Annotated in this window: 12 protein-coding genes; 4 read left to right on the top strand and 8 right to left on the bottom strand. The window is 64.1% G+C overall.

Annotated elements, in window-relative coordinates:
• Positions 1-5: 5 nt before the first annotated feature.
• Positions 6-680 carry an HAD family phosphatase gene (locus FJ930_RS01565; protein ID WP_141834010.1) on the top strand — a complete coding sequence of 225 codons (675 nt, stop codon included), beginning with the start codon at positions 6-8 and terminating at the stop codon, positions 678-680.
• Positions 681-684: 4 nt separating this feature from the next.
• Here the strand turns inward: FJ930_RS01565 and FJ930_RS01560 are convergent, their stop codons facing one another.
• From FJ930_RS01560 to FJ930_RS01540, 5 genes are all read right to left on the bottom strand, one after another.
• Positions 685-1,860 (bottom strand): DUF930 domain-containing protein, encoded by a 1,176-nt coding sequence (locus FJ930_RS01560; RefSeq protein ID WP_140742921.1) that lies wholly within the window; start codon positions 1,858-1,860, stop codon positions 685-687.
• A gap of 213 nt (positions 1,861-2,073) precedes the next feature.
• The gene (locus tag FJ930_RS01555) at positions 2,074-3,489 is read right to left on the bottom strand and encodes a pyruvate dehydrogenase complex dihydrolipoamide acetyltransferase (RefSeq protein WP_141834007.1); all 1,416 of its coding nucleotides are present in this window, start codon (positions 3,487-3,489) and stop codon (positions 2,074-2,076) included.
• A 3-nt stretch (positions 3,490-3,492) separates the two neighbouring features.
• Positions 3,493-4,491 carry an alpha-ketoacid dehydrogenase subunit beta gene (locus FJ930_RS01550; protein ID WP_140742925.1) on the bottom strand — a complete coding sequence of 333 codons (999 nt, stop codon included), beginning with the start codon at positions 4,489-4,491 and terminating at the stop codon, positions 3,493-3,495.
• Positions 4,491-5,519: a thiamine pyrophosphate-dependent dehydrogenase E1 component subunit alpha gene (locus FJ930_RS01545; protein ID WP_140742927.1), complete on the bottom strand. Its 1,029-nt coding sequence runs from the start codon at positions 5,517-5,519 to the stop codon at positions 4,491-4,493. The genes FJ930_RS01550 and FJ930_RS01545 overlap by 1 nt, the downstream gene beginning before the upstream one ends.
• Before the next feature lie 2 nt (positions 5,520-5,521).
• On the bottom strand, positions 5,522-6,850 hold the full coding sequence (locus FJ930_RS01540; RefSeq protein ID WP_140742929.1) for an NAD(P)H-dependent oxidoreductase: 1,329 nt from the start codon (positions 6,848-6,850) through the stop codon (positions 5,522-5,524).
• A gap of 298 nt (positions 6,851-7,148) precedes the next feature.
• Between FJ930_RS01540 and FJ930_RS30270 the strand changes: the two genes are divergently transcribed.
• Complete coding sequence (locus FJ930_RS30270; RefSeq protein ID WP_246676784.1) at positions 7,149-7,388, top strand: phosphopantetheine-binding protein; 240 nt, start codon at positions 7,149-7,151, stop codon at positions 7,386-7,388.
• Here the strand turns inward: FJ930_RS30270 and FJ930_RS01530 are convergent.
• From FJ930_RS01530 to FJ930_RS01520, 3 genes are all read right to left on the bottom strand, one after another.
• Entirely contained in the window at positions 7,333-8,088 is a 756-nt protein-coding gene (locus FJ930_RS01530) for a phosphodiesterase (protein WP_141834004.1), read from the bottom strand. The genes FJ930_RS30270 and FJ930_RS01530 overlap by 56 nt on opposite strands.
• A gap of 25 nt (positions 8,089-8,113) precedes the next feature.
• Positions 8,114-9,184 (bottom strand): LacI family DNA-binding transcriptional regulator, encoded by a 1,071-nt coding sequence (locus FJ930_RS01525; RefSeq protein WP_141834001.1) that lies wholly within the window; start codon positions 9,182-9,184, stop codon positions 8,114-8,116.
• A 289-nt stretch (positions 9,185-9,473) separates the two neighbouring features.
• Complete coding sequence (locus FJ930_RS01520) at positions 9,474-10,262, bottom strand: 3-hydroxybutyrate dehydrogenase (protein WP_141833997.1); 789 nt, start codon at positions 10,260-10,262, stop codon at positions 9,474-9,476.
• Between the two features lie 258 nt (positions 10,263-10,520).
• On the opposite strand from FJ930_RS01520, the gene FJ930_RS01515 reads away from it, so the two are divergent.
• Together FJ930_RS01515 and FJ930_RS01510 are read left to right on the top strand one after the other, a co-directional pair.
• Positions 10,521-11,309, top strand: coding sequence for an acetoacetate decarboxylase (locus FJ930_RS01515; protein ID WP_140742935.1), 789 nt, complete (start codon positions 10,521-10,523; stop codon positions 11,307-11,309).
• The gene (locus FJ930_RS01510; RefSeq protein ID WP_140742937.1) at positions 11,302-12,462 is read left to right on the top strand and encodes a patatin-like phospholipase family protein; all 1,161 of its coding nucleotides are present in this window, start codon (positions 11,302-11,304) and stop codon (positions 12,460-12,462) included. The genes FJ930_RS01515 and FJ930_RS01510 overlap by 8 nt, the downstream gene beginning before the upstream one ends.
• The last annotated feature ends 233 nt before the right edge of the window (positions 12,463-12,695 follow it).

The raw sequence follows: 12,695 nt of genomic DNA, 5'->3' as shown, positions 1-12,695 counted from the left end.
AGCGCGTGGCGAGACCAAGGCCTATCATTTTCGATTGCGACGGCGTTCTCGTCGACAGCGAGCCCCTGGCCGCCCGCGCTTATGAACGGGTCTATGAAAAACATGGCATGCCCGGTGTTCACGGCGGCATCATCGCCCAGTGCATCGGCATGAAGCAGTCGGACATCATCGTCAGGATCAAGGAGTTGACGGGCCATCAGTTTCCGGCCGCGGCCGACGGCGACATCTGGGCCGAGACCAAGGTCCTGTTTTCCGAGGAGTTGAAACCAACGCCCGGAATTTCCGCCTTTCTCGAGGCGCTTGCCGGCGACCGCTGCGTGGCATCGTCGTCGTCGGTCGAGCGCATAAACCACAGTCTGGCGGCGACTGGGCTGGCCCGCTTCTTCGGCGATGCGATCTACAGCTCCTCGATGGTCAAGAACGGCAAGCCCGCGCCGGACATCTTCCTGTTCGCCGCGGCAAAAATGGGCGCCAACCCGGCCGATTGCATCGTCATCGAGGATTCGCCCTTCGGCATCCAGGGCGCGGTCGCCGCCGGCATGAGGGCGATCGGCTACACCGGTGGCGGCCACACCTATGCCGAGCATGGCGCACGACTAAAGGCGGCCGGAGCCGACTTCGTCTGCGCCGACTGGCGGGAAGTCAGCCGGCAACTATCCGGACTCGGTGTGCCGGCCTGATCCGTTACCGGTTAGGCAGTCCAAGGCGGGTCCATTCTTCGGGCGGGATCGTAGGCCCGACACGGAAGGTGAAGGACAAGACCCTCGTCGCATCGGGGTCGACCTCGCACCGGAAGCTCAGATGGTACCATTTTGTAGTTGTGCGGAAAGCGACATCCGGGGCGTCGAGAATATTGCCGGCCTTCAGCGGAACACTTGGGATCAACTCGGGAAAATAAGAGGCGTCCACCAATTGCTGGTCCAACGCGCTGGCGCAAAGTCTGGCAGCACGCTGACCGCGAGGCATGCCGTCCATTGAGGTCACGGCCAGCGCATCACCGGTCGCGCCCTGCGAATAGAGCCTGCGAACACCCGGAAGACCCGAGTAACTCGGCGATGCGGCAACAGCTGCGTCCTTGGAACTTGACCTCCCGGCGCTCCCGCTTCGGGAGTTCGAAACCTTTGCAGGATTGGGCTTCGGCGCGTCCGCGGGTTTGGGCGTAGGCGCTTCCGCCGATGTGGGAAGCTCGATCTCGCCGTCGCCGCCAACGGCAGCCAACGGCGTTGGCGGCGTCGCCGCCTGCTTGTCGGCGTCGTGCGCTTCCGCCTCTTGTTTGTCTGCCTGCTGTTTAGCTAGGTCCTGGGTTGAAGTTGCCTGCTTCTCCTGTGCGGGCTCGGCATCCTTCGGCGCGGTTATCGGCTTCTCGCTGGCCTTGGCTGAATCTGCCCGCTCTTCGGGGGCTGCCGGCGCGGCGGTTTTGTTCTCTGCATCCTTCGGCGCGACAGGCGGCTTCGCATCCTCGGCCGGCGACGGCGAGTTGTCCTGAGCGCTGGCCCCATCCAGGGATTTCCTGGGGCCGGTGTCCTTGGCGCCGAACTGAAAAACAGGTTTCAGCACCTCGATTGGCGAGGGCTTGCGAGGCAGTTCCGGCGGAGGCGGCTTTTCAACCTTCTGCTCGGGTGGTTTTTCAACCTTCGGTTCCGGCGGCTTTTCCTTTGGCGACGGCGCAGGGGCAGGTTTCGGTTTGGGCTGATCGGGCGGAGGGACGATCGCGATGTTTACCGGTTGCTCCTGCTGCGGCTGTTGGGGAGGCCTCGGCAGGCTGTAGACCAGGAGCGCTGCGATCAGCGCATGCAGGACCAGCGATGCGGACAAGCCCCATAGCAAATTCCGACGCCACTCTCGTGTCTCGTCCTTCATGCTGACCGATGTGGAATGAAATGGCGGCGGCTTCAAGCATAGGCATCGGATTGGTTTAATTTAACCGCTGACAGCTTGGTGATCTGGATGGACACTGGCAGGGCCGCGCCCCCGGAGACGGGCGCCACTCGACGATCCGTTGCAAGTGACGCCGCCTGGCCGGCAACGCGCCCAATTCCAGGAAAACCGCTGCGCACCTTTCCTGGAATTTACCTAGACCAGCATGCCCATCGGGTTTTCGATCAGCCGCTTGAAGGCGACGAGCAGTTCCGCACCCAGCGCTCCGTCGACGGCGCGATGGTCCGTCGACAGCGTCACCGACATCACCGTGGCGATTTTGATCTCGCCATTCCTGACCACCGCCCGCTCCTCGCCGGCACCAACCGCCAGGATCGTCGCATGCGGCGGGTTGATGACGGCGGCGAAGTCCTTGATGCCGAACATGCCGAGGTTCGACACCGCCGTGGTGCCGCCCTGATACTCTTCCGGCTTCAGCTTGCGGCTGCGGGCACGGCTGGCCAGATCCTTCATCTCGTTGGAGATCACCGACAGCGTCTTTTCGTCCGCCCTGCGGATGATCGGCGTGATCAGCCCACCGGGGATCGACACGGCGACGCCGACATCGGCGTGCTTGTGCTTGACCATGGCGCCCTCGGTCCAGGAGGCATTGGCATCCGGCACCGCCTTCAGCGCCATGGCCATGGCCTTGATCACCATATCGTTGACCGACAGCTTGTAGGCCGGGGCCTCCCCCTTGTCGGTCTTCCTCGTCGGCGCTGCAGCATTGAGCTGCGAGCGCAGCGCCAGAAGCGCGTCGAGCTCGCAATCGAGCGTCAGGTAGAAATGCGGGATGGTGGTCTTGGCCTCGACCAGCCGCCGCGCGATGGTCTTGCGCATATTGTCGTGCGGGACGAGATCGTAGGAGCCTTCCTCGAACAGACGGAGCACGTCCCCCTCCCCCTTGAGGGGAGGCTGGCCGGCCAGAGGCCGGTCGGGTGGGATCGGTTCGACCGGGCTCGGCGCTAGGGAGGTGCCTTCTGAGGCGACCCCCTCCGTCCGCTTCGCGGACACCTCCCCCTCGAGGGGGGAGGAGATCGCCGCTTCGACATCGGTCTTCGTTATGCGGCCATAGGGGCCCGTGCCTGATATGGCGGAGAGACTCATACCCGCCTCACGGGCAAGGCGGCGGGCCAGAGGCGTAGCGCGGGTTCTCCCCTCCCCCTCGAGGGGAGGGTGGCCGGCCGCAGGCCGGTCGGGTGGGGTCGGTTCGACTGGGCTTAGCGCAATAGCAGTGCTCGGCGCCAGGGAGGTGCCTCCCGCGGCGACCCCCTCTGTCGACTTCGTCGACGTCTCCCCCTCGAGGGCGGAGAGCGGCGCCCCATAAGCCTCGCCATCGGCATAGATCCAGGCCACCGGCGCGCCGACAGGAATATCGATGCCTTCCTTGCCGGTGACATCGCGCAGGATGCCGCTGGCCGGCGCGTCGATCTCCATCGCCGCCTTGTCGGTCTCGATCTCGAACAGCACGTCGCCCTTTTTGACCTGCTGGCCTTCCGTGGCGAACCAGCGCGAGATCTGTCCGGTCGCCATGTCCATGTCGACCTTGGGAAGAATGACTTCGGTCGGCATCTTTCAGCGAACCCCTTTCACGAGGTCGCGCGCGGCGGTGATGATGTCGGGAACCTGCGGCACCGTGGCCTTTTCGAGCTCCGGATTGTAGGGGATCGGCGTCTCCGCGCCGCCCAGCCGCACGATCGGCGCATCGAGATAGTCGAACGCCTCGCTTTCGGCGATCATGGCGCTGACCTCGGCACCGATGCCAAGCGTCTTGACCGCCTCGTAGACGCACATCAGTCGCGACGTCTTCTTGACGCTGTCGACGACGGTCTGCCTGTCCATCGGCCGGATGGTCCTGAGGTCGACGACTTCGACGTCGATGCCTTCGGCTTCCAGCGTGGCGGCGGCGTCGAGCGCCTTCTGCACCATGATAGAGGTGGCGACGATGGTCAGGTCCCGGCCCTCGCGGCGGATGTCGGCCTTGCCGATCGGCACCGTGTAGTAGCCTTCGGGAACCGGCCCCTTCGCCTTGTAGAGCAGCTTGTGCTCGAAGATCATCACCGGATCGGGATCGGCGACCGCCGCCAGGAGCATGCCCTTGGCATCATAGGGCGTCGCGGGCTGGATGACCTTCAGGCCCGGCACATGGCCGAGCCAGGCCTCGAGGCTCTGGCTGTGCTGCGCGGCGGCACCCGTGCCCGAACCGGCTGGGAAGCGCATCACGACAGGCACCGAAACCTCGCCGCCCAGCATGAAGCGCATCTTGGCGGCCTGGTTGACGATCTGCTCCATGGCGAGCGTGGCGAAATCGGAAAACTGGAACTCGAAGATCGGCCGCATGCCGGTAAGCGCCGCACCGACCGCGACGCCAGCGCCACCCAGTTCCGAAATCGGTGTGTCGATCACCCGCTCGGTGCCAAAACGATCGACCAGATCGCCCGTCACCTGGAAGGCGCCGCCATAGACGCCGATATCCTCGCCCATCAGGAAGACGCGTTCGTCCATGTCCATGGCGACCGCCATGGCCTCCTGGATCGCCTGGGCGTAGCTCAGTTCACGCACCATCGCGTCCATCACGCCTGCTCCGTATACACGTAATTTCCGGTCTCGCGCACATCCGGCGACGGGCTCACCTTGGCGAACTCGATGCCATCGGCGATTTCCCGCGCCACCGCCTCACGAATGGCCTCGATGCCCGGGCCATCGATGAAGCCGAATTCCCGCAGCTCGTTCTCGAACAGCGTGATCGGGTCGCGGTTCGACATCCAATCCTCGATCTCCTCCTTGGTGCGATAGCGGTTGCGGTCGCTCTTGGAGTGGCCGCGATGGCGGTAGGTCTTGGATTCGATCAGCGTCGGCCCCTCGCCCGCCCGCGCCCGCTCGACGGCCTTGTGCGATGCCTCGGCCACTTCGGAGAAGATGTTGCCGTTGACGATGACGCCCGGCATCGAATAGGCGGCGGCACGGTCGGCGATGTTCTTGACCGCGGTGGAGCGGGCCGTCGATGTCGACATGCCGTAGCCATTGTTCTCGCAGACGAAAATAACCGGCAGCTTCCACACCGCCGCCATGTTCAGCGCCTCGTGGAAGGCGCCCTCATTGTTGGCGCCGTCACCGAAGAAGGAGACAACGACCTTGCCGGTCTTCATCATCTTGGACGAGAGTGCCGCGCCGACGGCGATAGGAATGCCGCCGCCGACGATGCCGTTGGCGCCGAGATTGCCCTTGGCGACATCGGCAATGTGCATCGAGCCGCCGCGCCCCTTGCAGTAGCCGGTGGTCTTGCCGAAGAACTCGGCGAACATGCGCTTCACCTCGGCCCCCTTGGCGATGCAGTGGCCGTGGCCGCGATGTGTCGAGGTGATCTGGTCATCCTCGCCGAGCGGCATGCAGATGCCCATGGCGCTGGCTTCCTGGCCGATCGACAGGTGCATGGTGCCGTGGATCAGGCCACGCATGTAGCTTTCCTCGGCGCCCTCTTCGAAGCGGCGGATAAGGTACATCTTGTAGAGCACCTGCTTGAGCTGTTCGGCGCTGTACTGGCGATAGACGAAAGGCAGGTTGGCGCGGCTGTCCGCGACGGCTTTGCTGGCTCCGGCCATGATCAGGCTCCCACGGTTCCATAGACAAGCTTGTCCTGGCGGGCGCGCAGTTCGGCGATCTTGGAGCCCGCGGCCGGGGCCGCGTTCGCATAGGTGATGAGCTCGCCCTTCTTGATCGGCGCCGTCACCGAACCGCCCTGCAGCAGGCCGCAAGGAATGGCCTTGGCGGCATGCGCCTCGGGCGCCGTCATGATCCAGGCGCGGTAGCAATATTCGCCGATCGCATCGAGCTTTTCGCCCGGCTGCATATCCTTCTTGGCCACCGCGCAGACCTCGGCCACCGGCTTCGCCAGCGGCACCATGTCGGCCTTGCCGTAGAGCACGACGCGGGCGCAGGTCAGCGGCACTTCCAGCGACGTCAGATGATAGGGGCGATGGAAGGTGAAGTATGGGCCCTTGCCCATCTTCAGATCTTCCATGCGCTCCGAGATACGCGGATGTGACATGTCGGCGACGACGAAAACGCCGGGCGCGACGCCCTTGCCGATCGAATAGTCGACGACGCCAACCCTGGACAGCACGCCGCCATCCTTCTGCGGCACCAGCACCTTGTTCAGTTCGCCGAGCGTCGCCGCCGGGCCATGCATGCCGGCCTTGTCCGGCACCAGTCCCGTGGCATTGGCGATCGCCGCCATCTCGACCATGGTCTTCGAGCCGTCGACGAATTCGACCAGCATACGCACATTCATGTGCCGGCGCCTGGCCTCTTCCTCATAGTCGGGCGGCGTCGCGTCGATGTTGAGCGGATTGTTCTTGCCCTTGCCGGCGGCGACGATCGGGTGGCCCATGGCCGAAACGAATTCGATCAGTTCCATGCAGGAGGACGGCTCGTCGCCGGCGCCCAGCGAATAGGTGACGCCGAGCCGGTCAGCCTCGCTCTTGAGGTAGGCGCCAATCGTGACGTCGGCCTCGACATTCATCATCACCAGATGCTTGCCGTGCTCCATGGCGCGCAAGCCGATCTCGGCGCCGACGGCGGGAACACCGGTCGCGTCGATGACGACGTCGATGAGATCATTGTTGATGACCAGGCTGGCGTCGTTGGTCACCGCCACCTTGCCGGCCTCCATGGCGGCCGTCATCGCCGAAGCGTTCGACACTTCGCGTGCATGCCCGGTTTCCTGGAAGGCGATGTCCACCGCCTTGCTGGCGGCGGGCAGGTTGAGCTCCGAGATGGCACCGATCTCGATGCCGGACATGTGGGCGACGCGGGTGACGATGTCGGTTCCCATTTCGCCGGAACCGATCAGGCCGATGCGGATGGGCTTGCCCGACTTGCCGCGTTCATCGAGATCGCGGGCAAGGCCCGTCAACGAAACATTGGAAGCCATACCGCTCGTTCCTCCCACATTGCAGGCTTGTTCAATCACCTGACGGGTATTGAACATCTGTATTTCTGTCAAGACTAATGTCCAAATTTGTGTACTTTTGCAGCACTTTCCCGGAGGGCTCGGGGACGTGAAAGAGAGGCCCGGGAAAGCCGGTAAATAGGGCGATCCGCCGCCTTGCTCCAGGCGCCGCGGACAGTTCGCGGCCACACCTCCAGGGATGCACGGCGCAAGGGCTTGTTAGGGGCCGGTCCGCCGCGTAAAGCGCTTGCAGTGAACTTCCGTCGGTCAGGCTTTTCCGATGAACGTCCAACAACGGATTCGGCCTGCCGGATTGCCCGGCGACGGACCGGCACATTCGATTGCCGGCATCTTCGCCGCGGAATTGCAGGTTCCCTCCATCGGTCTCGACGACAATTTCTTCGATCTCGGCGGCGACTCGCTAAATGAGCGTCAGCACCGCGGTCCTGTCGGTGCCCCGCGCGTTATCCGGCGATCGGAAACTCGTGGAAATGCACGATCACTCCATCCGCGTCGATGAAGATGACGGCATAGGCGGGCGGCTCGTGGCCCAGGCTCCAGCTGTCGGAAAAATCGAGCGCGGTCTGGTGGTTGGTGCTGCGCAAAGTGCTGACCGGTATGCCGCGCCAGCTGCCGGCGATCAGCCGATGGACATGGCCGGCGAAGATGTGGCGGACATTGCCATGGCGCGCCAGGAGGTCGTGGAAGGTATCGGCGTCGGCGAGCTTGACCGCGTCAAGCACCGGCATGTGTATCCGGAACGGCGGGTGATGCATGAAGAGGAAGAACGGCCGACCATGCGCCTCTTGCAGCCGTTCGTCGAGCCAGTCGAGACGCGCCGCGCACAGCCTGCCCTCGACATGGCCACTGTCCAGCGTATCAAGCAGGATCAGCCGGCCCTCGCTGCCGTCGAAAACGCTCTGCACGAACCCTTGCTCGGCGGCATAGGGGAACATTTCAAGGAAGAGCGCACGGTCGTCGTGGTTGCCGAGCATCAGCCGGCAGGGCGGAGAAAATTGCGCCAGCCTCTCCTGCAACGCCGCATAGGCGGTGCGCTCGCCATCATTGGTCAGGTCGCCTGATATCACCACTAGATCGGCATCGGCATGGTTTTCGCCGATATCCGCCAGGCAGGCGTCCAGTCTGGCAAGCGGATCGGAGCCGTAGAGAAGGCCGCCCGGTGCCATCAGATGCGGGTCGGAGAGCTGGATGATCTTCATGGGCATCGACCTTTGGCTGACGATTTCAGGAGGAACTGTCTGGAAATCGGCCCGCATGATGCGGGACAAAACTGCCGCGCACGACCAGCGGCACGCTCAGACGCTGGCGAATGGGCGCCAGATCCGGTTCTCGTTGTCGCAGGTCAAGTAACGCGACGGCCCTGGCGGCCATGGTCTCCGGATCCTGGCGGAAGGTGGTCAGCCGATAGGCAAGCCAACCGGCCTCGGGAACATCGTCGAAGCCGACCACGCAGAGATCGCTGGGAATGTCGAGCCCGGCCTGACGGGCATGGTCCATGACGCCGAAGGCAATGAGGTCGTTGACGCAGAAAATCGCCTGTGGCCGGCTCTGGCCGTCGATCAGCGCCCTGCCCGCCTGCAGTCCGCCGGCATAGTCCGTATCCCTGCCTCGCGCGATCACGACCTCGGCGCCCAGGCGCGCCGCCTCGGCGCGGAAGGCGTCCTCGCGCTCGGTGATGGTGGGCGTGCCCGACAGCGATCCCGCCAGGCCAAGCTTCGTCATGCCGCGCGCGACGAACATCGCTGCCGCGAGCTTCGCCGCCGCGCCGCCGTCGGTCTGGATGTGGTCGGCTTCCGGCTCGGAACGGCCGATGACCACAAGCGGCTGGCCGTTGCGCCGCGCAAGCTCGAAGAAGGATGATGGCGGCGAGCCGGACAGGATGATGGTCGCCTCGGCGCGATGGCCGAGCAGCGTCTTCTGGGCCGATATCAGCTCCTGTTCGGTCTGGCCGGTGTTGATCATCACCGGAACATTGCCGCGATGGATCAGTGCCTTGGTGAGCGCGGCGGCGAGATGGGCGCGAAAACCGACTTCCGGCTTGGTCACCACCAGCCCCACCAGCCGGCTCTGGTTGGCGAGCAGGCCGCGCGCCAGATCGTTGACCTGATAGCCGAGTTCCTCGGCCGCGCGCATGATTTTCTCGCGCGTCTCCGTGGCGACGCTGGCGCCCGGCGTGAAGGCACGCGACACCGCCGAGCGCGAGACGCCGGCCTGGCGCGCGACATGCAGGGCGCTGACCGAACGGAGCTTGTCCGAGATCTTGTCCCCCGTGGTCGAGTTCTTGTCCGCCGTCATCGGTTGACGCCCATGCTCGCGCTTTAATTCGCCAATCCGCGACAAGCGCTTGCACAGCTGTGCATTGCAGCATGCAAGCTGCCCGCTCTCCGGGTTCCGGATAGGAGGTCCGGGTAACGGCTTGATGACGGTTTGAAGGGAAAAGCCTCTCTTCCTTCGTTGGCCGGTCACTCCACACGGCGCATCGCCGCGGATAACTCCCGATCCTCCGCCACCGCCGTCAGGATACAACCATCCCGCGGCGACGGGGGAACGCCTTTCAGGCCCTGGCCATGAAGCCGGAATTACTCTACTGCGCCGTCCAGCCGCCATCCATCGGCAAGGTCGTGCCGGTGATCTGCTTGGCCGCGTCCGAGCACAGGAACAGCGTCAGCGCGGCGAGTTCCTCGACGGTGACGAATTCCTTGGTCGGCTGTGCGGCGAGCAGCACATCGTGCTTGACCTGCTCCTCGGTCATGCCGCGCGCCTTCATCGTGTCGGGGATTTGCTTCTCGACCAGCGGCGTCCAGACATAGCCGGGTGCGATGGCGTTGACGGTGATGCCATCCTGCGCCACTTCCAGCGCCACCGTCTTGGTCAGGCCCGCAATGCCATGCTTGGCCGACACATAGGCCGATTTGAACGGCGAGGCGACCAGCGCGTGCGCGGAAGCCGTGTTGATGATGCGGCCCCATTTGCGCGCCTTCATGCCAGGCACCACCGCCTTGATGGCATAGAAGGCCGCGAGCAGATTGATGCGGATGATGGCTTCCCACTTGTCGTCCGGGAATTCCTCGATCGGCGCGACATGCTGGATGCCGGCATTGTTGACCAGGATGTCGAGGCTGCCGAACGCGGCCTCGGCGTCATGCACCATGGCGCTCACCGCCGCGCCGTCCATCATGTTGGCATCGGAGTAGCGGCACTTGACGCCGAAATCCTTCTCGATGCCGGCGCGCTCCTGCTCGATCGCGGCGGCATCGCCAAGGCCGTTGATGGTGACGTTGGCGCCCTCGGCGGCGAAGGCACGGGCGATGGCCAGGCCGATACCGCTGGTCGAGCCGGTGACGAGGGCATTCTTCGAAGACAGGGAACCCATGATGATCTCGCGAGAGGAGGGAGGAGAATAGGAGCATATAATTGTGCGTCGCAGCATGACAATGACAGAGCCATGTGTCGATGCGATTACAGCCAGACGACAGCCCTGGTATTGCCCCGCGCGGTCCGGGACCGCGGTCGTGAGGCTGACACGGCACTGTCATGGTGCCGTGCAACATAATCGTGCGCATTCGCGCGGTCATTCCTGAACGCAATTCGCCTGACGAAACTTCACCTGACAAAACCTTGGGGGCGCAGCTTGGAAATCGCCGATGTCTTGAAGCGCGCCTATGCGATGCCGCTGACCAACCCGTCTTTTCCGCCCGGTCCCTACCGTTTCTTCGACCGCGAATACATCATCATCACCTACCGCACGACGCGCGAGGCGCTCGAAGCCGTCGTGCCGGCGCCGCTGGAGATCGACGAGCCGCTGGTCAAGTACGAATTCATCCGCATGCCCGATTCGACCGGCTTCGGCGACTACACCGAGACCGGCCAGGTCATCCCGGTGCGCTACAAGGGCCAGCATGGCGGCTACGTCCATTCGATGTATCTCGACGACGACGCACCGATCGCCGGTGGGCGCGAGCTGTGGGGGTTTCCAAAGAAGCTGGCCAATCCCAAAATCGTCCATGAGGGCGAGGTGATCGTCGGCACGCTGCACTATGGCAGCGTTCTGTGCGCCACCGGCACGATGGGCTACAAGCACCGCGAGGCCGACCACGATTCCGTGCTTGCCTCGCTCGCGGCCCCCAATTTCCTGATCAAGATCATCCCGCATGTCGACGGCACGCCGCGCATCTGCGAGCTGGTGCGCTATTACCTGACCGATATAACACTGAAGGAAGCCTGGACGGCGCCGGCCGCGCTCGATCTGCGGCCCCACGTCATGGCCGACGTGGCGAAGCTGCCGGTGCTCGACATCGTGTCCGCCGTCCACTTCAAAGCCGATCTGACGCTCGGGTTGGGCGAGGTGGTCCACGACTATCTTGCCGGTCACGGCCAGCTCGCGAACAGCACAACCCTGCCGGAGAAAATTCGTGCTTGAACGCAACCGAAACAAAGAAGCCGCCGCCACCATCGAGGAGATCTCGGCGCAATACGACCGCGTCGCGCTGGTGTTCCAGGGCGGCGGTGCGCTCGGCGCCTACCAGGCCGGCGTCTACCAGGCGCTGGCCGAGGCCGGCTGCGAGCCGAGCTGGCTGTCCGGCGTCTCGATCGGCGCCATCAACGCCGCGATCATTGCCGGCAATGAGTCCAGCCGCCGGCTGCAGCGGCTGGAGCAGTTCTGGCAGACGATCTCGGGCCGCAAGATCTGGTCGTATACGCCGGAGGGCGACATCTACCGCGACATCCGCAACCGCACCTCCTCGTGGATGACGATGACCATGGGCCAGCCCGGCTTCTTCAAGCCGCGCAGTCCCAATCCCTGGTTCGAGCATGCCGGCGCCGAGGGCGCCACCAGCTTCTACGACACCGCCGAACTGAAGGACACGCTGGAGAGCCTGATCGACTTCAATGTCCTGAATGACGGCAGGAAGCGGCTAAGCGTCGGCGCCGTCAATGTCCGGACCGGCAACTTCGTCTATTTCGACACCGACAAGGTGCGCATCGGGCCCGAGCACATCATGGCCAGCGGCGCGCTGCCTCCCGCCTTCCCGTCGGTCCGCATCGAGGGCGAGTACTACTGGGACGGCGGCATCGTCTCCAACACGCCGCTGCAGTATCTGCTCGACCAGGAAGAGGACCGCTCCTCGCTGGTGTTCCAGGTCGATCTGTTCAGCGCCCGCGGCGTCCTGCCACGCGGCATGGCCGACGTGCTGTCGCGCCACAAGGACATCATGTATTCCAGCCGCACGCGCCAGAATACCGACAATTTCCAGCGCATCCACGCGCTCAAGATGAAGCTGCTCGAGGCGCTGAAGCGCGTGCCTCCCGAATTGCTGAAAGACGGCGAGAAGGAGCTGATCGCCGACTATTCCAACGCCGGCGTCGTCAACATCGTTCACCTGATCTACCAGCACAAGGGCTACGAGGGACACGCCAAGGACTATGAATTCTCCGGCACCTCGATGCGCGAGCACTGGGAGATGGGCCTGGAGGACACGCAGCGCACCTTGCGCCATCGCCAGTGGCTGACCCTGCCGACCAATGTCGAGGGCGTCGCCATCCACGATCTGCACCGCGAGGACCCGACCTAACCAAACCCGCGCGGTGATTTTTCACCGGGTATCTCGGGTATCTGTTGTCAGCGAGATTCCAGTCGCTCGATCGAGCGGGTCGCCGTCCAAGATTTGTCGGGCCCCCTCGTGTCGTTGGGCAACGCGAAGCGGAACGAAGACCCAGGGATCCATGCCGTTACCTTGATCGAAGAGTGCGGCGAAGCAGATTTCTGCACCGTAGCAACGCTTTGAAGTTTTGGCATGGATGTTGG

Source organism: Mesorhizobium sp. B2-4-15, from assembly GCF_006658505.1.
Taxonomy (GTDB): domain Bacteria; phylum Pseudomonadota; class Alphaproteobacteria; order Rhizobiales; family Rhizobiaceae; genus Mesorhizobium.
This window is presented reverse-complemented; position numbering and strand designations above follow the sequence as displayed.